This is a genomic window from Nonomuraea mesophila, from assembly GCF_004352805.1.
Lineage (GTDB): Bacteria > Actinomycetota > Actinomycetes > Streptosporangiales > Streptosporangiaceae > Nonomuraea > Nonomuraea longispora.
Genome location: NZ_SMLD01000073.1, coordinates 18,710 through 42,742 on the forward strand (window position 1 = coordinate 18,710; position 24,033 = coordinate 42,742).

Here is a 24,033-nt window from a genome sequence, read left to right on the forward strand (position 1 = left end):
GGCCGAAGAAACCTCATAAGATGAGGCCGCATGAGCCAGGGGTTCGAAATTGACCGAGAGGCGTTCGGTCAGCACGCCGTTCGGATGACTGCGCATGGTGATGACTACGCCGCCGCCATACAGCGACTGAAGGAACGCGGGTACGCGGAGGGCGGCTGGGGAGACACCGACGGGTTGCTGAGTCTGCTCATGCCGGCTTACGCAGAAAGCGTCTGTCTGGGGTTGCTGGCGCACGATCGATTATCCGCAGCATTGCGCCGCACCGGTTACGGCATGCACGAAGTGCGAAGGAACATCGATGACGCCGAGCCGGCCGGTTTCACGGACGCTTCAGCATACGGCCGCCAGGAGGCATAGTGGACGTTGTTCTGCCGCCGGCGCTCGATGCGACGCTGGAGATGATGGGCGTTCCGAATATCAACGTCTCGGTTTCTGACATTCACGCCGACGCGGCAGCGTGGCGTACGGTCGATGCGTATTCGACCGCTGTCAGCGGCCAACAAGAGGCGGTCATGCGGCAGGCGGGCGAGGTGTATGACGGCGATTCCGCCACCGTTCTGTCGGACTTCTCGCAAGAGACGCAGGGCCATCTGGCGCGGGCGGCGGTCGCCGTACGATCGGTGCCCGTCGTGTTGGACAACGTCGGCTGGCTGGTTACGGGCGCGAAGCTCGCGGTGGGTGCCACCGCCGCCCACGTGCTCTGGCGGATGTTAAGAGCGCACGTCAGCGCGGGGCCGCTGGGGCCGGCCTTGAACGCTCAGGCGTTGCTGCAGGGGCGTGCCCGGATTCTGGCGATCCGGCATCAGACCCAACAAGGGGCCGGCCGGGTCTTGGCACCGGCGCTCAGAGACCGAGCGGCCTCACAGTTCCGGCATGTGGTTGAGCACTTACGTCTCCCCGGCATGGGCCCGCGGCCGGCGTTCGCGGGCGGGCCGCGCCTGCCGGGAACCAGGATGCCGAGCGAGTCGCGAGATTTTCCTGGCCTCGCCCGCATGGGCTGGCGGAAGAACGCCTCCAACAAGACCAACTCCGGCGACAAGCCGTACGAGTCCAAGGAAGAAGCGGAGAAGGCGGCGAGAGAAGCCGCGGGACAGGGTGGGAGATCCAGGTTCCGTCCCGAGTGCCGGTCAGATGATCATGTGCATGTCGACTACTTCAACAAGCACGGTGAGGTTAGCCACACGAAACACTTCCCGTGGAAAAAGAAGAAGTGACAGCAGGCGTCAGCAAGAGCGAGAGACTAAGGGTTATGGGGAACGAACTGGCGGACAAGGCCACCAAACTGAGTATGGCGATCGCAGAGCACGCCCGAATCGTGACGGCCTCTCCTGACGACTCACCGGCGGTGGTGGCCGCAGTCAACACTCTTCGCTCCGCTGCGCTGGAATACGCACAGGTGTGCGCCGAGGCGACCGGCTGGGGCAATCCGTTCAGCGAACTGGAAAGCGACCTGGAGGACGCAGAAGAACTTGAGCTCGATGCCGCCACCGTCGATGTGGAGGCGCACTACCGCGTCCGGGTCAAGGACGCCGCCGTGGCGACCCGCCTGCTCGATGAGCCGCCGGAGGAGGATCTGCTGGGCGCGACCTCCGATGTCGTGGCACAACTATTCCTGAGGGACGGCTGGAATCCTGAGGCTTACGGCGATGATGTGCTCGAAGTGGTCAGCCAATCGTGGAGCTGCGGTCCGGCCATGAAAGACTGATCACGAACTGTCCCGCTCCACGCTGCTTTCGGTCGCTGTCCCCTTCGCCGGTACTGCCGGCCTCCCAGTGCCGGGCGGGGCTCCGTATCGCTGTCATACTTGCCGAGCTTTGCAGCTTGGCCGCGGTCGTCCTTCCAGGGCGACCCGGACGAACGGTCCGCGCACCCGAGGCACGTGGCGGTGGAACAGATCGCCTCCATATCGAATGAAGTCACAGGTGCCACGTCCGGTGAGTGCCCATGAGTGCTTCCCGTCCAGGGCCGGCAGGTCCCGTTGAGGACATCGAGGTCCGTCAGCCGATGGGCAGTGCCTGGCGGGAAGCACTCACCTCATCATCACGTCAGCCGGGGGCCGATGCGAGCCAGTCTGCCTGTTCCGCGTCAACCTCGCGACTCGCCGTCATAGCGGCAAGGAAGGCCGCGACCTGGCGAGGCGGGTTTCACCACGGCATGTTCATGAGACGGTCGGCTCCCGCAGTGATCGCGGTGGGGTCGAACCCCGGGAAACCCTCGCGCATCATCTGGTGCACCTTGCCTGCGGCGTCCTGCCGGGCTTGCGTCACGGCCGTCAGCACCTCGTTGACGAACGTATGGCGGTCTAATCGCTTGGCCGGCGGCTGTAGAGAGATTTCCAGCACCTTGCCTTCGCCTGTCACGGTGACCTTGACGTGACCGGATGGGCTCTCGCCCGCGCCGACCACCTTGGCCAGCTCTTTTCGCGCCTCCTCGACCCAGGCGCCAGCCTCTTCGGCGTGAGCCATGGCCTGTGCGATGTCCTTCTCGCGAACGTCCGCTGTCCAATCGGTGGAAAGGTTGTACACGCGAGCCTCCTCAGAAAAGGTTGCGAGCGATTTGCTCGACTCTCTCACTGATGAATCTTTCGTCCAGCAGGAGCGGGGGGTTCGCCGTATCGGCCAGTCGGCGGTCGATGATCTGCTTGGCCTGCGCCTCGGCGTTCAGTTGGGCTTGCTGGAGCACTGTTGTCAGCTTCTCGGCGATGTCGGTGTGAGCGAGGCGCATAAGGCGTGGGTTGATGTGGATCCGCGTTATGTCGCCTTGGCTGTTCGCGACGGCGCTGATGAGGCCGTCACGGCTCTCCGCGGTGCCGGCGACTACAGCGAGGTCTTTCTGCGTCTCCCGCAGGTTCGCTACCATCTTCATGGTATGGAGCAGAATGCGCTCCATTTGCTCGACATCGTCTTCTGGCCGAGGCGTGCATAAGGAGGGGATACCATCTCCGCGCCCCCCGAGGTGATTGAGCACGGCATGATGCTGCTTCGCATAGGCCGTGACCCGGGAGGTGTTCTGCCCCGCTTCTCCCGATTCCATCTCTATTCCCGTCATGTCCGGAAATCCTACTGCGGCGCTTCAGCAACATGGCGGCACTTTGCAGGACATGAGACAAAAGGTAGAGAGTGGAGGGGGAGACGTTCGCCGGCACGGATGCCGAGGCGCGGGCCGCAGCGTCCGCACGCCGCTCCAAGGCCATGGCAACACCACCCTGTACGCCCGCTACGGAGACATCGACGGGGAGGTCGATTTTCCTGAACCTGATGGGACGCCTTTCACGCGCTGGACGGACTGGCTCGGCCCGTTGGCGCCCTATACGGAGAGGTTCGCTACTGTCTATGACACCTGGTCGGGCGACCCTGAGACCTGGTCGGACAACCTTGAGGTGTCGGCCGTGGCCACACCGCTGACAGGGGGCACAGCCAGCACGGCCCGGGGAAGGCGGCACACCGTCGAGGTCAGGCGGCGGGCATGACGCCCAGGGCGGTCAGGAGCATCGGCGCGGCCAGCAGGATCAGCCCCAGCGCGACGGGCCCGCCGAGGACGCCGAGGGCGATGAGACCCTTACGGATCTCGAAGCGCCGCGAGTAGGAGATCGCCAGGGCGCCGAATCCGACCGCCATCAGCGTGAAGAACAGCACGTAACCGACCCCGGCCAAGGTGATCTGGCCGGCCGAGCCCATCAGGCCCAGCGCCATGCCGAACGCCTGGCCGACGGCGCCGAGGACGTAGAGGGACAGCAGGGCGAACGCGCTCCACAACACCACGCCAAGAACCGCCGGCGGAAGGATTGCGGGACGGCCGGCGATCGACGACAGCGCCGCACCCGCACCCACCAGCTTCAGCACGACGACGAGCCAGTTCATCACGAGAAGGCCTGATGCGTACGCCGCGTAGGGGCCGCCGTCGAAACGGCCGGTCACCTCGAAGATGACGTTGACGACCGCGAATCCGCCGCAGCACAGAGCCACCAGCAGGCCGGTCACGACGACAGGAGCAGCAGGTCGCGCCGGGGCATGAAGCCGGTCAGGAGGAATCGCAGAAGGACTCATGTGACCAGTCGACATGCGTCCCGCACGTCGGGTCCTCCCCTGTGAGGGTGATCTCCGGGGCGGGTCTCCCCCTGCGGTGGGAGCGTGCCGTGGTGCGCAGGTCCTCAGGAGGGGCCGGCCGGCGCGGGTGCGGAGTCCATGTCGAGGTGGTGCAGGGCGATGAGGACGTCGGTGAGGCCGGTGACGTCGGAGAGGCTGCGGCCGAGCAGCTGCTCGATGGTGCGCAGCCGGTAGGGGACGGTGTTGGGGTGGACGTAGAGGGCGCGGGCGGTGGCACGGGCCGACATCCCGTGGCGCAGGTATTCGCGCAGGGTCGTGAGGAGTTCGGGGCGTGCGAGCAGGGGGTCGAGCGTCGCCGCGAGCGCGGCGGTCGTGTCGGGGCTGCGGGCGAGCATGATGTCGAGGCAGACGTCCTCGAACGTGACGACGCGGTCGGCGATGCCCTGCGCCGCACCGGCGGGCGGGCGGTCGTCACGCCGGACGACCGCGCGCTCATGGACATGCAGCACAAGGTCGCCGCCGCGGAGGGCCTGTATCTGGAGGCCACGGGCGTGGTGCCGCTGCTGGCGGCGCGCGAGCTCGCCGCGGAAGGCGGGCTGCGCGGGCGGACCGTGGTCGCGGTGGGAACCTCGACGGGTCTCAAGGACGTCCCGTCCACCGCCGAACGATTCCCTGGTGTTCCCGCCGGCCACGCGCTACACGGGCACGTCGTTCAGCTTCCAGTTCTCCGGCATCATCGGCGGCGGCATCGCGCCCTTCATCGCGACCGCGCTGTTCAACGGGCTGGACTCATGGCTGCCCGTCGCGGTGTACGGGGGGCTCGCGGCGGTCATCAGCATCGTGTGCGTGATCGCCGTCCGCACACACGACCAGTTGGCTCCCTCCGCGAGGACGGCCGCCACGCTGCCGCGCACGCCGTGAGGCGCGCCGGTCAGGGCACGGGGACGATGCCTCCGTCCACGCGCAGGTCGATGCCGTTGACGTAGCCGGCCAGCGGGCTGGCGAGGAACACCACCGCCGCGGCCACGTCGTCGGCGGTGCCGAGCCGGCCCGTCGGGTTGGGCGCGTATTCCGCCGTCACGATGGGCTCCAGCTCGCTCCACTCCTGGGGCCGGCCCCGGCGGGCGGCGCGGTCCTCGAACATCCTGCGCATTCCCGCGGTGACGATCACGCCGGGGCTGACGGTGTTGGCGGTGATTCCGGTGCCGGCCAGGTGGCGGGCCAGGCTCGTGGTCATGTTGACCACCGCCGCCTTGGCGGCCGAATAGTCGACGAGGTTGGGCAGCGGCGTGGTCGCCGCGCGGCTGCCCAGGTTGATGACCCGGCCCCAGCCGCGCTCGCGCATCCCGGGCAGCACACCGCGGATCAGGCGCACGGCCGACAGGACGTTGCCGTCGATCGCGGCCAGCCACGCCGCGGGCTCGGCGTCGTCCCAGTCGTGCTCCGCGACCGGGCCGGCGTTGTTGACCAGGATGTCGACGCCCCACGCCGCGGCGCGCCCGGCCACCTCGGCCGCGGCGCCGTCATCGGTCAGGTCGCCGAGCACGACCTCCGCCGTGCCGCCCGCCGCCCGCAACTCCTCGACGGCCTCGCCCGCCCGCGCGGCGTCGCGGCCGTGAACCAGCACCGCGCACCCTTCGGCGGCCAGCCGCCGGGCCACGGCCATGCCGATGCCGCCGCTGCTCGCCGTCACCAGGGCCTTTCGCCGGCCAAGCTCGAGATCCATGGTGGGGGAGCGTAGGCCACGGCACCGACAATCCCCGGTCCGCGGCACGTCAGAGGTTCGGAAGGTGGATCGCCGGTTCGGGGCGGTGGATGCCTCGGGGGCGGTAGCCGAGGGCGCCGGAGAGGCCCACATAGTCGGCGAGCAGCCAGACGATGGCCAGCCACATCTCCGTGCCCTGAAGGCCGGGTACGCGGGCCGCGCCGGTGCCGCCGGTGAGGGCGAAGCTGAGGCCCGCGCCGTCCTGCCAGCCGCCCAGCGCGCGGCGCAGGTGCCGCCGGGCCCACTCCTCGCCTTCCTCGCGCCGGTGCGCCGTCTGCCTGCCCGCCAGCCACAGCGGGTGGATGACGTCGAGCACGTTGCAGGCGTTGCCGGTGTCCCCGTGGAAGTGGCGGGGGTCGCAGGCGTGGGCGAGCACGGTGTCGACGGCCCGCTCCGGGTACGGCAGCGGCATCCCGAACTGCGCGTACGTCCCCCTCGTCAGCCGGTAGAAGCCGTTGACCACCATCAGCCAGCCGGCGTCTGAGTCCGGTTCGCCCCACATGCCGTGGCCCGGCCGGCAGCGGGTGAGCAGCCAGCCGTACAGGGTCTCGAGGTCGCCGCGCAGGCCGAAGCCGTCCAGGTTGCGGTGGAGGCCGGTGCCGATGGCGTCCACCACCGAACCCGACGTCCACGCCTCGCGGTCCCAGTCGAGGGCGTCGAGCGCGGCGGTCAGGTCCTTGCCGGTGAGGTCGTGGACGGCGTGGACGGGGTGCCGGAAGCCGGTGCCGAGCAGGTCGAGCGCGTAGCCGGCGCAGAGCACGTGGTACGCCGTGACGCCCTCCAGCTCCGGCCCGCCGCCGCCCGGCTCCCCCGCTCGCTCCGGGGAGCCCGGGGCGCCGATCTCCGGGATCAGGCCCGTGGCGGGATCCTGGCGGTCGCGCAGGAAGGCGACGATCTCCTCGCGCGCCGGCACCGGGGGCGGACCGCCGAGGAGCAGGTCGGCGATCTCCACGGCGTCGCACCAGGCCCGCACGGTGGGCGGGGCGTCCGGGCGGTCGACGTACCGCTCGCCCGTCCAGCAGCGGGCGAGCACCGCCTCGGCCTGGTCGCGGGCGCGGTCGGCGAAGGCGGCGAGCAGCCCCTCCAGATCGTCGGCGGGGCTGCTCGCCGAGCGGGAGCGGGTGCGGGTGCGGCGGTCGCGGATGGGGCGGGCGGGGTTGCCGGCGACCATGGCCCAGGCGGGCACGTCCTTGGTGACGACCGCGCCCGCCCCGACGACGGCGTGGTCGCCGATGGTGACGCCGTCGAGCACGACGACGTTGGAGCCGATCCACACGTCGTCGCCGATGGTGATGCCCTTGGAGCTGATCGGCTGGCGGAACACGGGCCGGTCGGGCTCGACGCCGTGGTTGAAGCCGAGCAGGGACGTGTGCGCGCCCACGCGCACGGCGTCGCCGAGCACGACGCGGCCCCGCGCCACGGCGTACGGGTTGAGCGTGCAGTCGTCGCCCATGACGAGGGTGTCGGTGACGTAGGCGTGGGCGGCGATGTAGCTGTGGTCGCCCATGCGCAGGTGGTCGGCGTGGACGGCCGCCAGCGGCGAGACGAAGACCTTCTCGGCGGCCTCGACGGCGATCCTGGCGCGCAGCCCGGCCAGGTGGCGCTCCTGGGCGCGGAGGTCCTCGTCGGTCGCGTGGTCCCAGTACAACCAGGGGCAGAAGTCGAACATCATCGGGTGCTCCTTGGAGGACATCACGTGCTCAGCGTCATCGACCAGGTGTGGCGGCGGACCGGCAGCCGGTAGCGCTCGGGCAGCGCGGGGCCGCAGGAGGCGCTTCCGAGTCCCTGCTGGCCGTGGTCCAGGTTGAGCCAGACCCGGCCGGAGTCGGCCAGGTCGTGCGGGTGCAGCGCGGCGGCCAGCGCCTGGCTGGTCCACCGGCGGGCGGTGAAGTCGAGGTGCGGCTCGCCGTCCGCGCGCACGGTCGGCAGGCCGTCGCCCGACAGTTCCAGCCAGCGGGTCCCGACGTGGTTGCCGTTCTCCTGCGGGAAGACGTACGGGGTCTGCAGGTCGTCGATCGTACGGGCGAAGCGGCCGACCCGGGCGGCGGCCAGGCTGTCGGCGTACGACTCGCCGGGGCCCCGCCCGAACCACGTGACGTCGGTGTAGCCGCCGGGGAGCGAGAACCTGGCGCCCATCCGTGGCGGGGTGACGCTGAGGCCGCCGTAGGCGGTGTCGTGCCAGTCGCCGACGGGGTCGGCCTCGATCGTCAGGTGGAGCGCGCCGTCCCGCCATCGCCAGGTGTACGTGGTGGTGAAACCCAGGATGCGGGTGGCCGGGCCGCTGCGGCCGCGTACGACGAGGGTGCGGTCGTCGGGGCGTTCGACGCTCGCGGTGCGGTGCAGGAAGCGGTCGAGGCCGACGGCCTCCCAGTCGGCGGCGAGCGTGTTCATGGGGCCCTGGCCCCGGTCGTTCTCGGTGGGGGCCCGCCACACGTCCAGCACCGGCCCGTCGAGCTCGGCGTCCCCCAGCCTGATCAGCCGCCCGGTCCTGGCGTCGAACGCCGCCCCGCCCAGGACCACCGCTCCGGCCGCTGAGCGAGGAACGCTCACGGCGGGGCGCGGGCGGCGGTGCGAGCCGGTGCCGAGGCGGGTCTGAGCCCAGGCGACGACGTGGCCGGCGGGCGCCCAGCGGGCGGGGGCGGCCAGCGAGGCCTCGACGGTGAGCCACGTCTCGCCCTCCGCCGCGACCTCCACCGCGGGAAGGGGCACGCGGACCGTCTCGCGGGCCGGGCAGTCCGGCACGGGAAGCGCCCCGCCGTCGCGCGGCTCGCCGTCCACCTCGACCGACCAGCGGAAGTCCAGGTGGGCGAGGTCGATCGAGTCGTACTTGCTGGTGACGGCCACCTCACCCGGCTCGAACGCGAACCCCACGGGCGCGATGGCGGCACGCAGCTCGGCCAGGCCGGGCGAGGGCGTGCGGTCGGGGAACAGCAGCCCGTCCAGGCAGAACCGCCCGCCGTTGGGGGTGGCGGCGATGTCTCCGCCGTGCCGGTGGTAGGGGCGGCCACGCTCGTCGGTCCCGCTCAGCCCGTGGTCGATCCACTCCCACACGAACGCGCCGCAGAACCGCTCGTACGACTCCAGGATCGCCTGGTAGCCGGCCAGCGAGCCAGGCCCGTTGCCCATGGCGTGGGCGTACTCGCACAGCAGGAACGGCAGCCCGCGCCGCCGCACGTCGTCGGGCGAGCCCACGGCCACCCCGTCCGGCGTCTCCTCCTCGCGCTGCCCGATCCGCTCCAGGTCGTCGAGTGACGTGTACATCGCGCTGTGGAAGTCGGAGTGGCGGTAGCTCGGGTCGCGCTCGTAGTGCAGGGGCCGGGTGGGGTCGCGCTCGCGGATCCAGCGTTCGATGTCGCCGAACGCCGCCCCGCTGCCGCTCTCGTTGCCGAGCGACCAGATGACGACGCTGGGGTGGTTCTTGTCGCGCTCGACCATCCGCCTGGCGCGGTCGAGCAGGGCGTCGCGCCACATCGGCTCGGCGGGCGGGTTGCCCTCCCAGCCGGAGTAGACGAAGCCGTGGGTCTCGATGTCGCACTCGTCGACGACCCACAGGCCGTACTCGTCGCACAACCGCAGGAACTCGGGGTGCGGCGGGTAGTGGGCGGTGCGGACGGCGTTGACGTTGTGGCGCTTCATCAGCTCGATGTCGCGGATCATGGTGGCGCGGTCGAGGGAGCGGCCGCGTACGGGGTCGTGCTCGTGGCGGTTGACGCCGCGGAAGAGCACCGGCCGGCCGTTGACGAGCAGCCGCCCACCGGCGATCTCGACGGTCCTGAAGCCGACGGGCAGCTCGATCGTCTCGCCTGCGGCGCGCAGGGTGCCGCGGTAGAGGCGGGGGCTCTCGGCGCTCCACGGCTCGACCTGGGCGATCGTGACCTCCTCTCCCGTGGGTACGGCGAGGCCGAGCTCGGGGATCTCCACCACGCCCGGGGCATCGGCGGTCACGCGGAGCGTGCCGGAGCCGGTGGCGGCGTCGTAGGAGGCCGAGACGGTGAGGTCGTCGATGCCGCCGTCGGGTCTGGCCAGCAGTTCCACGTCGCGGAAGATGCCGGGCAGCCACCACATGTCCTGGTCCTCCAGGTAGCTGCCGGACGACCAGCGTTGCACGCGTACGGCGAGCACGTTGACGCCGGCCCGCACGAGCCCCGTGACATCGAACTCGAACGGCAGCCGGCTGCCTTTGGAGTGGCCGAGCAGGTCGCCGTTGAGCCAGACGGTGCCGCAGGAGTCGACGCCCTGGAAGCGCAGCACGGTCCGGCCCGCGGGCCAGTCCGGGGGCGGCTCGAAGCGGAGGCGGTAGTCGCCGGTCGGGTTGTCGTCGGGCAGGTGGGGCGGGTCGATGGGGAACGGGTAGGCGGTGTTGGTGTAGAGGGGCACGTCGTGCCCTTCCAGCACCCAGTGCGACGGCACCCGGATCGTGTCCCAGCCGCTGTCGTCGAGCGCCGGGTCGGGCAGCGCGGGCCCGGTTCCTTCGGCGGTGTCCGAGAGGCGGAAGCGCCACAGGCCGTTGAGCGGCAGGCGCGGCGCGTCGGAGACGAAGTCCGCGCGCGCCGCGCGCCGCCCGGAGCCCGGCCCGGGGTCCTCGTGGAAGTCGGCCATCCGAACGTCCCTCCGGTGGAGACAAAACGTTTTAACCATATACGCGGCGTTCGATCGACACCATCCCTCCTTGCCTTAGGCGACACGTGCGTGGGCGTGGACCGGGACAGCGGTGAAGCCTCGGCGTGCATTGACATGAGGGCTTGAATAGATATATCATCCGGTGAAACGTTTTAAGCTCGCCATCGGTCCGTCACGTCACGGGGAGCCCATGACGCCACCGCCCCCCACCCCCAGCATCCGATTCGGCACCGCGTACTACCCCGAGTATCAGCGCTCCCCCGATCCCGAACGCGACCTCGATCTGATGGCCCAGGCGAAGATCGGGCTCATCCGCGTCGGCGAGTCCGTCTGGTCCACCTGGGAGCCCCGCGACGGCGAGTTCGACCTCGACTGGCTGACCCCGGTGCTGGACGCGGCGCACGAGCGCGGCATCGGCGTGCTCCTGGGCACCCCGACCTACGCCGTCCCGCCCTGGCTGCAGCGCAAGCACCCCGAGCTGGCCGTCGTGCGGGCCGGCGGGGCCCGCGTCCCGTGGGGCGCGCGCCAGGAGGCCGACTTCACCTCGCCGATCTTCCTGCGCCACGCCGAGCGCGTCATCCGCGCCGTCGTCGGGCGGCACGGCGGCCACCCCGCCGTCATCGGCATCCAGCTCGACAACGAGCCGGGGCTGCACCTCATCCACAACGAGCCGGTCTTCGAGCGCTTCACGGCCTGGCTCGCCGAACGATACGGCGACGTGGGACGGCTGAACGAGGAATGGGGGCTGGCGTACTGGTCGCACCGCCTGGGCGACTGGGCCGAGCTGTGGCGTCCCGACGGCAACACCACTCCGTCGTACGATCTCGCGTGGCGGCGCTTCCAGGCCGAGCTGACCACCAGGTTCATCGCCTGGCAGGCCGAGCTCGTACGCGAGCTGGTGCCCGCCGACCGCGCCCTCACCACGTGCCTGGCCTACCAGCGGCCGGCCCTGGACGACGTACGGCTGTCCGAACACCTGACCGTCACCAGCGGGAACGCCTACTACCTGGCGCAGGACGCGCTCATCAGGGACGCCGAGGACCGGCCCGCCGAGCCCGGCTGGTTCGCCGCCGGGCCCGACGCGCTGTTCCAGGCGGCCGACCGCATGTACGGCTCCAAGCAGCGCCGCTTCTGGGTGACCGAGACGAACGCGACCTCGATCGCCGGATCCCAGCTCAACCTCACCCCCTACGACGGCCAGCTGCGCCAGGCGGCCTGGGCGCTGGTCGCGCGCGGGGCCGAAATGATCTCGTACTGGCACTGGAACACGCTGCACGACGGCGCCGAGACGTACTGGGGCGGCATCCTCGGCCACGCCATGACGCCGGGCCGGATCTACGACGAGATCGCGGCGCTGGGCGCGGAGCTCGACCGGGCGGGCGACGACCTGGCCGGGCTGACCCCCGACGCCGACGTCGGGTTCGTCTGCTCCCCCGACAGCAAGTGGGCGCTGGCGTTCCAGCCGCCGCTCACCCTCGACGGACGCGACCCCGACCGCGACTCCTACGAGCGCATCGTCGCGGCGTTCTACCAGGGGGCGAGCGACGCGGGGCTGCAGGCGGGCTTCGTGACGCCGGAGCAGTTCGGCGCCCGGCGCTTCCCCGTCGTGGTGGCGCCCGCGCTCTACTGCCTGTCCGCGGCGACGGCCGGCGCGCTGACCGCGTACGTGCGCGACGGCGGGCACCTGGTGCTGACCTTCCGCACCGGGTACGCCGACGAGGAGGCACGGGCGCGGGCCGAGGTCGCGCCCGGACCGCTGCGCGAGGTGGCCGGGGTGCGCTACCTGGAGTACTCGACGCTGCCCGGCCCCGTCCCCGTGCACGGGCTCGCGGAGGACGACACCCGGCACTCTGCCCATCACTGGGCCCATCACTGGGCCCGTCACTGGGCGGACGCGCTGGAGCCGGAGGGGGCCGAGGTGCTGGCCCGCTACGACCACCACCACTTCGGCCGCTGGCCCGCCGTCACCGAGCACCGCACCGGGCGCGGCACGGTGACCTACGTCGGCACCCTGCCCGGCAGGACACTGGCGGCGGCGCTGTTCCGCCGCATCGCCGCCCGAGCCGCCGAACGGACCGCCGAACAGGCTACCGAACAGGCCGCCGTCGACGCGGACCAGCGGCCCGCTGTCCCGCTGGTCGGCGACGGCGGGCAGCCACAGGTCACCGTGCGCTCCGCGGTGAACGCGCGCGGGCAGCGCCTCTGGTTCGTGCACAACTGGTCCGACCGCGAGCACGCGGTGACCGTGAGCCGGCCGGCCGTCGAGATCACCGGGCGGCGGCGGCCCCTCGACCCGGGCCCGCTCCGGCTGGCCCCCTTCGACGTACGGGTGATCACTTGAGCGGTTTCCGGCCGGACTGGCAGTCGTTGCGCCGGCACAGCGTGCCCGCGTGGTTCGGTGAGGCGAAGTTCGGCATCTGGTCGCACTGGGGCCCGCAGTCCGTGGCCCGCTCAGGCGACTGGTACGCCCGCCACCTCTACGGGACGCAACCCTGGTCGGAGCCGTGGGAGCGGGCGCGGGCCGGCCGCCAGCACGCGCACCACCGGGCCCACTTCGGCAGGGGCGGGGCCAAGGACCTGTTCCATCGGTGGCGGGCCGAACGTTTCGACCCTGATGAGCTCATCGACCTGTACGTCTCCAGCGGCGCCCGCTACTTCGTCGCCCTGGCCACCCACTGCGACAACTTCGACCTGTGGGACTCCCGGCAACACGACTGGACCGCCGCCCGCGTCGGCCCTCGCCGTGACATCGTCGGCGCGTGGGAGCGGGCGGCCCGCGCCGCCGGGCTGCCCTTCGGCCTCAGCTTCCACCACAACTGGACGTGGCGCTGGCTCGACGTGGCGCACGGCCGCGACCCCGAGACGGGTGAGCCGTACGACGGGGCGCTGACCAGGGCCGACGGTGCCGGCACCTGGTGGGACGGCCTCGATCCCGCGACCCTCTACCCGCAGCGGCACGACCCGGGAGCCCGGCCGCCCGCGCACGTCGCCGAGCGCTTCTACGCCCGGGTCGGCGAGGCGCTCGACCGCTACCGTCCCGACCTGGTCTATCTCGACGACGGCCGGCTGCCGTTCGACGCGGGCAGCGTGGTGGAGTCGGAGCCGGTCAGCACGGGCGGGCTGGAGCTCCTGGCCCGCTACTACAACACGTGCCCGACTGGCGGCATCGTGACGATCAAGGACGTGCCGGACGCCGACCGCACCGCGGTGGTCATGGACTGTGAGCGCCGCCAGCTCGCCGAGGCCCAGCCCCACCCGTGGCAGTTCGACACCAGCGACGGCGAGTGGTTCGACTGCGCCGACGACGGCCCGATGTTCCATCCGCGCAAGACCCCGCAGCAGATCATCCACACGCTGATCGACGTGGTCAGCAAGAACGGCTGCCTGCTGCTGAACATCCCCCAGCACGCCGACGGCACCGTCGACGCCCGCGCCCGCGCGCTGCTGGCCGAGGTGGGCGCCTGGCTGCGCGTCTGCGGCGAGGGCGTCTACGGCACGACGCCCTGGCTGCGCGCGGGCGAGGGCACGACGGGACTGGGCGAGGTCAAGGGCTACGAGGGGTACAACGAGGCCGAGCGCGCGTACCGGCCGGGCGACATCCGCTTCACCCGCAAGGGCGAGGCCGTGTACGCCACCCTGCTCGCCTGGCCGGACGACCGCACGGCCAGGATCACCAGCCTGGGCACCTCGGCGGGGCTGCTGGAGCGCCGTCCCGCCGCCGTGGAACTGCTCGGCCACGGCCCCGTCGGCTGGCGGCTCGCCCCCGACGCGCTCTACGCCGACCTGCCGCCCGAGCCGCCCACGACGGCCGCGTACATGATCAGAATCACCTGAGGAGTCCCTGTCTTGGTGAGCGACCTGCGAACGTGCGACCTGACCGACCCCCTCGGCATCGAGACCACCAGGCCCCCGCTGAGCTGGCGGCTGACCGGCACGCTCGCGCAGACCGGCTACCACGTGCGGGCGGGCTCCGCCGAGGGCGCCGCCGACCTGTGGGACAGCGGCGAGGTCGAGTCCGCGCGGCAGCGCGTGACGTACGGCGGGTCCCCGCCGGCGAGCCGGGCCGTCGTGCACTGGCAGGTACGCGTCCGCGACGCCGGCGGCGCGTGGTCGGCGTGGAGCCGGGGCGCGTGGTTCGAGATGGGCCTGCTGGACGCCGGCGACTGGACGGCCTCCTGGATCACCCATCCGGACTGGCACGACCCCGGCGACCCGCGCGCCGGCGAGGGCCGTCCGCTGCCGCTGCTGGCCGGCGAGTTCACCGTGACGGGGCCGGTCGCGCGGGCCCGGCTGCACGTCGCGGGGCTCGGCGTCTACGTGGCGTCGGTGAACGGCAGGCCGGTGACGGATGCCGTGCTGGAGCCGGCGTACACCGACTTCACCCGGCGGGTGGCGTACGCGACGCACGACGTGACGGCGCTGCTGCGCGAGGGCGCGAACGCGGTCGGGATCGCGGTCGGCCCCGGCATCGCGCACGTGTACCCGCACCAGGACCGCTACATGAAGTTCTACGGCTCCAAGGGCGCGCCGAAGGCGATCGCGCAGCTGGAGGTGGCCTACGCCGACGGGTCGTCGCGCACGTTCGGCACCGGGCCTGGCTGGCTGGCCACCGACGGCCCCACGACGCGCTCGCACTGGTTCGGCGGCGAGGACCACGACGCCCGCCTGGCCGTCGACGGGTGGGACGCCCCCGGCGCGGACCGCTCGGGCTGGCGGCCGGTGACCGTGCCGGACGCGCCGGACGTCGCGCTCCGGGCCCGCGCCTGCCCGCCCATCCGGGTCACGGAGACGCTGCCCGCCGTGGAGAAGCGGCTCGCCAAGGACGGCACGGCGGTGTTCGACGTCGGCACGGTCGTCGCCGGCTGGGCCGAACTCCGACTCGACCTCCCGGCCGGGCGCCACCTGCGGCTGCTGCCCGGCGACCAGATCGACGACTTCGGCCGCGTCATCCAGTCGAAGCCCACGACGGGCGCGCCGATCTTCAACACGTACGTCACCAAGGACGGCCCGCAGACCTGGCACCCGAGCTTCCGCTACGACGGCTTCCGCTACGTCGAGGTGCAGGGCCTGCCCGAGCACGTCGGCGCCGAGGCGGTGACGGCGCTGGTGCTGCGCGCGGACAACACGCCCACCGGGGTGTTCGAGACGTCCGACCCGCTGGTCAACGACATCCACCGGATCATCGACCGCGCGGTGCGGGGCAACATGTACAGCGTCCTGACCGACTGCCCGCACCGGGAGAAGCTGGGCTGGCTGGAGCAGACCCACCTGCTCTTCGACGTCGTGGCCTGCAACTACGACGTCGCCGCCTACTACCGCGAGCTGCTGGTCACGATGGCCGAGGCGCAGACCCCGGACGGGCTGGTGCCGGACATCGCACCCGAGTACGTCGTGTTCGACGGCCCTTTCAGGGACGACCCCAACTGGGGCGGCGCGCTGGTGCGCGTGCCGTGGCAGCTCTACCGCTGGTACGGCGACACGTCGGCGATGGAGCGCCACTACGACGCGATGCGCCGCTACGTGGACTATCTCACCGGGCGGTCGGAGGACGGCATCCTCGGCCACGGGCTCGGCGACTGGCTCGCCCCCGACTCCGGCACACCCGTGCCGCTGGTGTCGACGTGGGGCTACTGGCGGGCCGCGCGCACGATGGCGCGGGTCGCCGGCGTGCTCGGCCGCGACGACGACGCCGCACGGTACGGCGCGCTGACGGAGCACATCTCGGCGGCGTTCACGGGCACGTTCACGAGCGCTTTTCCCGGGGCGTTCTCCGGCGCGTTGCCGGGGGCGGTCTCCGGCGAGGCCACGCAGGCGTCGGAGATCCTGGCGCTCGACATGGGCGTCGTACCCGGCGACCTCGTGCCCCGGGTGCTCGATCGGGTGAGCCAGGCCGTGCGCGGCGGCGGCATCACGGTCGGCGAGGTCGTGCTGCCCGCGTTGTTCCGGGTGTTGTCCCGCGCCGGACGGCACGACGCGCTGTGGGAGTTCGCCGTCTCGACCGGCAACCCGAGCTACGGCTACCAGGTCAGGCATGGCGCCACGGCACTCACCGAGGCGTGGGACGGTCCGACGCGCGGGCTGTCGCAGAACCACTACATGCTCGGCGCGATCGACTCCTGGTTCTACCGGGGGCTCGGCGGCATCGGGCAGGCCCCGGGCTCCACCGGCTTCCGCAGGCTGCTGATCGAACCCGCCGCACCCGGCGACCTGGAGGCGGTGCGGGCGGGCACCACGACGCCGTACGGGAGGGTCGCGGTGTCGTGGGAGCGGCGCGACGGCGGTTACGTGCTCGACGTGGAGGTCCCGCCGGGTTCGTCGGCCGAGGTGCGGCTGCCGGACCTCGGCCTGCCCCGGCACGCCACCCCCGGAGGGGCCGTCGCGCTCGGCGAACGTGCCTTCGACGTACCCGCCGGGCACTGGACGTTCGAGGCGAGCCGATGAGCGGGCCGGCGGGCTGGTACGATCCCGCGCGGGTGCGGACCCCGCACAAGGACGGGCGGCTGCTGGTGGAGCCGTCGCGGCAGCCCGGCCGCTTCGACAGCCTCTTCGTGGACTGCCCGTTCGTCTGCTCCGACGGCGGCGAATACCTGATGACGTACGTCGGCTTCGACGGCACCGGCTACCAGACCGCGCTGAGCCGCTCACCGGACCTGGAGTCGTGGAGCCCCGGCGAGGTGATTCTGCCGCGCGACCCCGGCCACCCCCACCGGCGCTACAACGCGGCGCTCACGTCGATCGTGCGCGACAACCGGCTCGGCTCCGCGGGCCAGGTGACCTGGCTGGACGGCCGGGCGTACGCGACCTACCACGCCTACCCGGAGCCGGGCATGGAGGCGGGCGCGGGCGTCATCGGCTTCCTCTCCAGCGACGACCTGCTGACCTGGGAGGACACCGGCTCGGTGCTGCGCCCGCAGGACGGCGGCGCGTGGGAGCGCGGCGGCCTGTACAAGTCGTGGCTGCTGCGCCACGACGGCCTCTACTACTGCTTCTACAACGCCAAGAACCGCACCTACGACGGCTGGCGCGAGCAGATCGGCTACGCTGTCTCCCCCGACCTCGAACGCTGGGAGCGGCCCCGCTCCGGCCCGGTCGTGCCGCACGGCGGCGAGGGCGCGTTCGACGAACGGTTCGCCTCCGACCCGTGCGTGCTGCGCGACGGCGACTGGTGGGTGATGTTCTACTTCGGGCTGTCCTTCGACGGGCACGCCCGCGAGAGCTACGCGGTCTCCCGTGACCTGCGTACCTGGCACAAGAGCGGCGAGATCCTCGTCGACGTGGGCCCGCCCGGGTCGGTGGACGAGACGTACGCGCACAAACCCGCCGTCGTCTCGCGGGACGGACGGCCGTACCACTTCTACACGGCGGCGCGGCGCTGCGAGCCGTACCAGGTCGGCGAGCACACCCAGGCGGAGCGGCGGGGCATCTCGATGGCCCGCGGCTGAAGAACCCTTAGCGCAGACGGAGGATTTCGATGGACCAGTTACGCAGAAGGTTGCTGGCCGGAGCCGTGGGCGGCGTGCTGGCCGCCGGGGTGGCCGGCCGTGCGGACGCCGCCCTGGCCACCAGCACCGACCCCGCCGCGGCGGCGTGGAGCCGGGTGCCACGGATCAGGCGGCGCATCAAGCCGCCGCGCTTCCCCGGCCGCACCTTCCCGATCACCGACCACGGGGCCGCCGGTGACGGGGACACCATGTGCACCCAGGCCTTCCGTGACGCGATCGCGGCCTGCTCGGCGGCCGGGGGCGGGCGGGTGCTGGTGCCGGCGGGCACGTACCTGACGGGGGCGATCCACCTGGCCGACGACGTGGACCTGCACCTGGAGGCCGGGGCCACCCTCAGGTTCAGCCGCGACCCCGCCGACTACCTGCCGGTCGTGCACACCCGGTACGAGGGCATCGAGCTGATGAACTACTCCCCGTTCATCTACGCCCGCGGCAGGACCAACGTGGCGATCACCGGTGACGGCGTCATCGACGGCCAGGCCGACGCCGGGCACTGGTGGGACTGGTCGAGCGACCCGCCTCCCACGGAGGGCCCGGACAAGAAGCTGCTCGCGAGCATGGCCGAGCAGGGCGTGCCCGTCGAGGAGCGGGTGTTCGGCGAGGGACACCACCTGCGGCCCAACCTGATCCAGCTGTACGAGTGCCGCAACGTGCTCATCGAGGGCGTCACCGTCAAGGACTCCCCCATGTGGAACATCCACCCGGTCCTGTGCACGAACGTGACCATCCGCCGGGTCACCGTGGACAGCCCGCACGGCCCGAACAACGACGGCTGCGACCCCGAGTCGTGCGTGGACGTGCTGATCGAGCGGTGCGCGTTCAACACGGGCGACGACTGCGTGGCGATCAAGGCCGGCAAGAACGCCGACGGCCGCAGGGTGGACGCGCCGTCCGCGAACGTGCTCGTGGACTCGTGCGTGATGCGCGACGGCAACGGCGGCGTGACCATCGGCAGCGAGACCACCGGCGGCGTGAGCTGGGTGTTCGCGTGGAACTGCACGATGAGCAGCCCTCGCCTGGAACGGGCGGTGCGTATCAAGACCAACCCCGAACGCGGCGGGTACGTCAGGGACGTCTACGTCAAGGACATCACCGTGGAGCAGGCGGCCGACGCGGTCGTCGAGGTGGCGCTCAACTACGAGAACAAGCACACCGGCCCCTACTTCCCCGACGTGGGCCGGATCGACATCCGGCGGCTGCGGGCCGGGCGCGCGCCGAGGGCGTTCGCCCTCATCGGCAACCCGGGCAACCCGATCCGGGGGCTGCGGGTGACGAACAGCGTGTTCGAGGAGATGGCGGAGGACGACGTGGTGACCGACGTGACCGGCTTCGTGCTGCGCAACGTGTGGGTCAACGGCCGGCGCGTCTGACGACGGCCCCATGTGCGGGAGCCCTCCCGCTCATGGGGCCTCCTCCCCCTCGGCCCGGCTCAGGGAGCCTGCGGCCCGGCGATCCCCGCGGAGTTCGTACCGACGCCTGCCGAGGACCCGAGGGACGGGCCGGCGGCGGAACCGCGGCCGAGCAGCAGCACGCCGAGCCAGATGAGCGCCATGCCCACCGCCACCAGCGCCACGTCCCGGCCCGTCTGGAACGTCGCCACCGCCATCACGACCACCCCGACGACGGTGACGCCGGCGCCGACGAAGGTGACCCGGCGCAGCGCGACCAGGATGAGGGCCAGCGCCACGAGGGCGGCGAAGAACAGGTGGGCACCCGCCGAGTAGACCAGCACCTCCACCCCGGGATAGCCCTTCACCTGCTCGAACAGCGCCCGCATGGCCGCGCCGTCCACGGCCGTGGCGCCCGCGTACAGGTCGATGGCCATCTGGACGACGTTGGCGGCGACGCCGATCATGCCCGCTGCCACGGCCGCGTCCACCGCCACCCGCCACCCGCCCGTCACCGGCCCGGCCACGCCCCGCAACGCCGCCGTCATGACGCCGAACATCACGAAGCCGGCCAGCCAGACCGCGTGGGCGGCCGTCCACCATGGGCCGGGCACGAGGTCGCCGTCGATGGGACGCATGAGGAGCCAGCCGAGCAGCAGGGCGGCCGGCCCGGCGGTGAAGGAGGCCTGGGCCAGGCGGTTCGCAGGGTTCATGAGGATCACGATGCCCCGTCCCGCCTGGCCGGCCCATCAGTGATCGTCCCTGATTTCACCCTGGCCCCGCCTCAGGGGCGGGGTCAGGTGAAGTAGCGCAGCCAGACGTACAGCCATGCCATCGCCGTGCTGAGGATGGTGACGACGATGCCGTACCGGGTGAACTGCCAGAAGCTGATCTTGTGTCCGGTACGCGCGGCGATGCCGATGGCGACCACGTTGGCGCTGGCGGCGACCGCGGTGCCGTTGCCGCCGAAGTCGGCGCCGAGGGCGAACGCCCACCACAGGGCCTGGCCGGTCTCCGGGTCGGGCACCTGCGCGACGACGCCTTCCACGATGGGCGCCATCGTGGCGACGTACGGGATGTTGTCGAAGAAGGCGCCCAGCGCGCTGGAACCGAACAGCAGCGACGTAGCGGCGAGGAAGTAGTTGTCGCCCAGCACGTCCACGGCCCAGGTGCCGATCGACTCGATCACGCCGGTGTGGACGAGGCCCGCGACCATGACGAACAGCCCCATGAAGAACACCAACGTGGGCCACTCGACCTCGCTCAGCACGTCGTGCACGTTCGAGCGGGACACCAACAGCATCACCCCGGCGCCCACCAGGGCGACGATCGACGGCTCGATGTGCACCACGGCGTGCAGCCCGAACGCGACGACGACGGCGGCGAGCACCGCCAGGCACCGGACGAGGAGCCGGGTGTCGGTGATGGCCCGCCGCTCCTGCAGCGCCATGACCGCGGCGACGTGTTCCTCGTTGTACTGGAACGACTTACGGAACAACACCCGCGTGAACAGCACGAACACCGCAAAGATGATCACCACGATGGGGGCCATGTGCACGAGGAAGTCGTTGAAGGTCAGGCCGGCGCGGCTGCCGATGATGATGTTGGGCGGGTCACCGACGAGCGTCGCCGCGCCACCGATGTTGGAGGCGAGGACCTCCGCGATGATGTACGGCTGCGCGGGGACGTGCAGCCGGTTGCACACCACCACGGTGACCGGCGCGACCAGCATGATCGTGGTGACGTTGTCGAGGAAGGGCGAGGCCACCGCGGTGATGACCATCAGCATGACCATGAGCCGGTAGGGGCGGCCGCGCGACCGCTTGGCGGCCCAGATCGCGAGATAGTCGAACAGCCCCGTCTGCTTGATGACCCCGACAATGATCATCATACCGAACAACAGGAAGATGACGTTCCAGTCGATGCCCTCGTGCTCGGAGAAGAACACGCCTGCGCCGGGGATGAGGCCGGTCACGGCCATCAACCCGGCGGCGATGAGCACCACCTTGACCTTGTCGACCTTCTCGGTGGCGATGAAGAAGTACGCCACCGAGAAGATCCCGAGCGCGAAGAAGGCGCTCATCCGTGATGCCCTGGCGGCACGGCCTGGTCGCAGGCGGGTGTCATGGACGCCGGACATGACGGTGTCAAGGAATGCTGGCGGAACATGGCGTTGCCTCCGGGAGTTGAACACAGAAAGTGAGCACGCGACAGCGGGACGTGGCCGTTGGCGCACGCCCGATGGTGAGGGGGTCGGGTGGGTTGGGGCGGTCAGTCGTCCGGGTCGGAGAGTGCGAGGCTGGTGAGCAGCCGCTCCAGGGTGATGGCCCCCGTGAGCGTGCGGTCGTCCGCGACGACCGCGACGAGCGGGCTGCGCAACCTCGCCATGAGGGCGGCCACCTCGAGCAGCGTCGCGTCCTGCGGAACGGTCGCGGGCACGGCCGGACGCACCGACAGGCAGTCGCCCACCGTCAGGTCGCCGAGTTCTCCCCAGAACAGGTCGGCGTGAGCCTCGTCCACCGTCCGGCAGAGCGCGGGGTCCTCCTGGTACGCGCCAGGAACCGTCAGCCGCAACACCTGTGTGCCGGGAAGCACGCTCCAAGGCCGGCGCGCGTCGTCGACGACGATCAGACCGGGCATCCGGGCCAGCGCCATGAGCCGCACGGCTTTCGTGACCGGATCGCGGACCGTTACGGTCGGCAGGTTCACGGCTATGGCGCTGGCTCGCATGGCATCTTCCCGTTCGGGGGCGTGACCGGGCGATCCCGGCGGGGTCACGGCGTCAATGCCGGTCGTGGTGTGGGGCATATAGCTGACTCCAATCCGGCTTCGCCTCAATGGTGTCGCCGGGCCTCCCCTGTCACCATTGGGTCTGGCACCCATATGCGCCGGGGTAGAACGTGTAGCACCGCGCCCGACAATTGGTACGCGGGCCGGATGGACAGTGGACCCCGGCGACAAGCAGGCTGGTGAGATGGACCACCACGCCAAGCCGAGCCTGGTCAGTGCGAGGCTGGGAAGATGACCGAGCGTACCGACCGGCAGGCGGCCATGGCCACGCCACGCCCGCCTGCGCAGGCGCTGTTCCGACGGCTTTTCGTGATCAATGGGCTGGTGTACGCGGTGGGGACGCTGGTGCTGGCGATCTCGCCGGCCACCGTGTCGGCGCCTGTCGTGCTGGCCGAGGTGCCGGTGCTGCTCGTGGGGCTGACGCTGATGCTGGCCGCCAACGGGCTGCTGCTGCGCCGCAGCCTGGCGCCGCTCGACGCGCTGACCACGCTCATGAAGCGGGTCGACCTGCTGCGCACCGGCGACCGGCTGGCCGGCAGCGGCAACAGCGACCTGGCCCATCTGATCGACACGTTCAACGCGATGCTCGACCGGCTGGAGGCCGAGCGCAGCGCGAGCAGCGCGCACGCGCTGGCCGCCCAGGAGGGCGAGCGTCAGCGCATCGCCCGCGAGTTGCACGACGAGATCGGCCAGAGCCTGACCGTGGTGCTGCTGGGGCTCAAGCGGGTGGTCGACCGTGCCCCCGCCGGGCTCAAGGACCAGCTGCGCGACGTCCAGGAGAGCGTACGCGCGAGCCTCGACGAGGTGCGCCAGGTCGCCCGCAGGTTGCGCCCCGGCGTGCTGGAGGATCTCGGCCTGCACGCCGCGCTGAGCGCGTTGAGCAGCGACCTCTCGCAGAGGAGCGGCGTCAGGGTGACCCGCGCGATCGATCCGGATATTCCCGATCTGGGGGCTGACGTGGAGCTGGTCCTCTACCGGATCGCCCAGGAGAGCCTCACGAACATCGCCAGGCACGCCGACGCCACCCGTGCCGAACTCTCCCTGACCACGGACGGGCGCAGGCTGGCCCTGCGCATCACCGACAATGGCCGGGGAGGGGTGTCCCGGGAGGGCGCCGGGATCCGGGGCATGCGCGAGCGCGCCCTGCTCATAGGCGCCCGTCTCGTCATCGACTCCCCGCCAGGCGATGGCACGTGCGTGCGCCTGGTCGTCCCGGACATCGTGAATCGGAGCCTCCACCCGTGAACAAGACCCGGATCCTGCTGGCCGACGACCACTCCCTGGTCCGTCAGGGATTGCGGCTGATCCTCAACGCCGAGCCCGACCTGGAGGTGGTCGCCGAGGCCGCCGACGGCGCCGAAGCCGTCGCCGCGGCCTCGGACGACGCGGTCGACCTGGCGGTTCTCGACATCGCGATGCCGCGCATGACGGGCCTGCAGGCGGCCCGCGAGATCTCCCGGCGCGCGCCCGGCATCCGCATCCTCATCCTGTCGATGTACGACAACGAGCAGTACTTCTTCGAAGCGCTCAAGGTCGGCGCCTCGGGCTACGTGCTCAAGTCGGCCGCCGATCAGGACCTCCTGGAGGCCTGCCGGGCCACGATGCGCGGCGAGCCGTTCCTCTACCCCGGCGCGGTCACCGCGCTCATCCGCGACTACCTGCAGCGTGACCGCGAGGGTGAGCGCATGCCCGAGAGCATCCTGACCCCCAGGGAGGAGGAGATCGTCAAGCTGATCGCCGAGGGCAACTCGGCGAAGGACATCGCCGAGACGCTGGTGATAAGCGTGAAGACGGTCGACAGGCATCGCGCGAACATCCTGCAGAAGCTCGGCATGCGCGACCGGCTGGAGCTGACCCGCTACGCCATCCGCGCCGGCCTCGTCGAACCCTGACGGGCGCCGCGCGGCGGGGCAGGCGTCAGG

The 24,033-nt window shown here is 71.3% G+C and carries 21 protein-coding genes; 11 read left to right on the top strand and 10 right to left on the bottom strand.

Annotation, left to right across the window (positions count from 1 at the left end; all coding sequences use genetic code 11):
* Positions 1–30: 30 nt before the first annotated feature.
* From E1295_RS25560 to E1295_RS25570, 3 genes are read left to right on the top strand one after another with little or no spacing between them, the layout of a single operon-like run.
* A complete protein-coding gene (locus E1295_RS25560) occupies positions 31–357 on the top strand; it encodes a hypothetical protein (RefSeq protein ID WP_132633425.1) in 327 nt (108 codons plus the stop codon).
* On the top strand, positions 357–1,214 hold the full coding sequence (locus tag E1295_RS25565) for a hypothetical protein (RefSeq protein ID WP_132633427.1): 858 nt from the start codon (positions 357–359) through the stop codon (positions 1,212–1,214). The genes E1295_RS25560 and E1295_RS25565 overlap by 1 nt, the downstream gene beginning before the upstream one ends.
* 35 nt (positions 1,215–1,249) lie before the next feature.
* The gene (locus E1295_RS25570) at positions 1,250–1,705 is read left to right on the top strand and encodes a hypothetical protein (RefSeq protein ID WP_132633429.1); all 456 of its coding nucleotides are present in this window, start codon (positions 1,250–1,252) and stop codon (positions 1,703–1,705) included.
* A gap of 439 nt (positions 1,706–2,144) precedes the next feature.
* Here the strand turns inward: E1295_RS25570 and E1295_RS25575 are convergent, their stop codons facing one another.
* The 4 genes from E1295_RS25575 to E1295_RS52230 all read right to left on the bottom strand — a co-directional run bounded on the left by E1295_RS25575 (position 2,145) and on the right by E1295_RS52230 (position 4,555).
* Positions 2,145–2,525, bottom strand: coding sequence for a YbaB/EbfC family nucleoid-associated protein (locus E1295_RS25575; RefSeq protein ID WP_132633430.1), 381 nt, complete (start codon positions 2,523–2,525; stop codon positions 2,145–2,147).
* Between the two features lie 10 nt (positions 2,526–2,535).
* Positions 2,536–3,048, bottom strand: a complete 513-nt coding sequence (locus E1295_RS25580) for a YbaB/EbfC family nucleoid-associated protein (RefSeq protein ID WP_132633432.1) — start codon at positions 3,046–3,048, stop codon at positions 2,536–2,538.
* Between the two features lie 404 nt (positions 3,049–3,452).
* A complete protein-coding gene (locus tag E1295_RS25585) occupies positions 3,453–3,980 on the bottom strand; it encodes a hypothetical protein (RefSeq protein WP_132633434.1) in 528 nt (175 codons plus the stop codon).
* A gap of 170 nt (positions 3,981–4,150) precedes the next feature.
* Positions 4,151–4,555: a PucR family transcriptional regulator gene (locus tag E1295_RS52230; protein ID WP_342775907.1), complete on the bottom strand. Its 405-nt coding sequence runs from the start codon at positions 4,553–4,555 to the stop codon at positions 4,151–4,153.
* 166 nt (positions 4,556–4,721) lie between these two features.
* Between E1295_RS52230 and E1295_RS25595 the strand changes: the two genes are divergently transcribed.
* Positions 4,722–4,967 (top strand): hypothetical protein, encoded by a 246-nt coding sequence (locus tag E1295_RS25595; RefSeq protein WP_132633436.1) that lies wholly within the window; start codon positions 4,722–4,724, stop codon positions 4,965–4,967.
* Positions 4,968–4,977: 10 nt separating this feature from the next.
* Here the strand turns inward: E1295_RS25595 and E1295_RS25600 are convergent, their stop codons facing one another.
* Genes E1295_RS25600 through E1295_RS25610 form a run of 3 tightly spaced genes read right to left on the bottom strand, consistent with a single transcriptional unit; the run spans position 4,978 to position 10,410 of the window.
* Positions 4,978–5,772, bottom strand: coding sequence for an SDR family NAD(P)-dependent oxidoreductase (locus tag E1295_RS25600; RefSeq protein ID WP_132633438.1), 795 nt, complete (start codon positions 5,770–5,772; stop codon positions 4,978–4,980).
* Between the two features lie 49 nt (positions 5,773–5,821).
* Positions 5,822–7,504 (bottom strand): acyltransferase, encoded by a 1,683-nt coding sequence (locus tag E1295_RS51935; protein WP_281284770.1) that lies wholly within the window; start codon positions 7,502–7,504, stop codon positions 5,822–5,824.
* Entirely contained in the window at positions 7,504–10,410 is a 2,907-nt protein-coding gene (locus E1295_RS25610; RefSeq protein WP_132633440.1) for a glycoside hydrolase family 2 TIM barrel-domain containing protein, read from the bottom strand. The genes E1295_RS51935 and E1295_RS25610 overlap by 1 nt, the downstream gene beginning before the upstream one ends.
* A gap of 211 nt (positions 10,411–10,621) precedes the next feature.
* On the opposite strand from E1295_RS25610, the gene E1295_RS25615 reads away from it, so the two are divergent.
* The 5 genes from E1295_RS25615 to E1295_RS25635 are packed head-to-tail and all read left to right on the top strand — an operon-like array spanning position 10,622 to position 19,303.
* Positions 10,622–12,772 carry a beta-galactosidase gene (locus tag E1295_RS25615; protein ID WP_132633442.1) on the top strand — a complete coding sequence of 717 codons (2,151 nt, stop codon included), beginning with the start codon at positions 10,622–10,624 and terminating at the stop codon, positions 12,770–12,772.
* Positions 12,769–14,265, top strand: coding sequence for an alpha-L-fucosidase (locus tag E1295_RS48960; protein ID WP_166427407.1), 1,497 nt, complete (start codon positions 12,769–12,771; stop codon positions 14,263–14,265). Before E1295_RS25615 ends, E1295_RS48960 begins: the two co-directional genes overlap by 4 nt.
* Positions 14,266–14,280: 15 nt before the next feature.
* The gene (locus tag E1295_RS25625; protein WP_132633446.1) at positions 14,281–16,872 is read left to right on the top strand and encodes a family 78 glycoside hydrolase catalytic domain; all 2,592 of its coding nucleotides are present in this window, start codon (positions 14,281–14,283) and stop codon (positions 16,870–16,872) included.
* Positions 16,869–17,873 carry a family 43 glycosylhydrolase gene (locus E1295_RS25630; RefSeq protein WP_132633448.1) on the top strand — a complete coding sequence of 335 codons (1,005 nt, stop codon included), beginning with the start codon at positions 16,869–16,871 and terminating at the stop codon, positions 17,871–17,873. Before E1295_RS25625 ends, E1295_RS25630 begins: the two co-directional genes overlap by 4 nt.
* Positions 17,874–17,902: 29 nt before the next feature.
* Entirely contained in the window at positions 17,903–19,303 is a 1,401-nt protein-coding gene (locus E1295_RS25635; protein ID WP_132633450.1) for a glycoside hydrolase family 28 protein, read from the top strand.
* A gap of 59 nt (positions 19,304–19,362) precedes the next feature.
* Here the strand turns inward: E1295_RS25635 and E1295_RS25640 are convergent, their stop codons facing one another.
* The 3 genes from E1295_RS25640 to E1295_RS25650 form a co-directional block, all read right to left on the bottom strand.
* Positions 19,363–20,034, bottom strand: a complete 672-nt coding sequence (locus E1295_RS25640) for a hypothetical protein (protein ID WP_132633452.1) — start codon at positions 20,032–20,034, stop codon at positions 19,363–19,365.
* Between the two features lie 83 nt (positions 20,035–20,117).
* Positions 20,118–21,404, bottom strand: a complete 1,287-nt coding sequence (locus E1295_RS25645) for an ArsB/NhaD family transporter (protein WP_132633454.1) — start codon at positions 21,402–21,404, stop codon at positions 20,118–20,120.
* Between the two features lie 188 nt (positions 21,405–21,592).
* Positions 21,593–22,051 (bottom strand): CBS domain-containing protein, encoded by a 459-nt coding sequence (locus E1295_RS25650; RefSeq protein WP_132633456.1) that lies wholly within the window; start codon positions 22,049–22,051, stop codon positions 21,593–21,595.
* Between the two features lie 291 nt (positions 22,052–22,342).
* On the opposite strand from E1295_RS25650, the gene E1295_RS25655 reads away from it, so the two are divergent.
* Positions 22,343–23,356: a sensor histidine kinase gene (locus E1295_RS25655; RefSeq protein WP_132633458.1), complete on the top strand. Its 1,014-nt coding sequence runs from the start codon at positions 22,343–22,345 to the stop codon at positions 23,354–23,356.
* On the top strand, positions 23,353–24,003 hold the full coding sequence (locus E1295_RS25660; protein ID WP_132633460.1) for a response regulator: 651 nt from the start codon (positions 23,353–23,355) through the stop codon (positions 24,001–24,003). The genes E1295_RS25655 and E1295_RS25660 overlap by 4 nt, the downstream gene beginning before the upstream one ends.
* Positions 24,004–24,033: the final 30 nt, after the last annotated feature.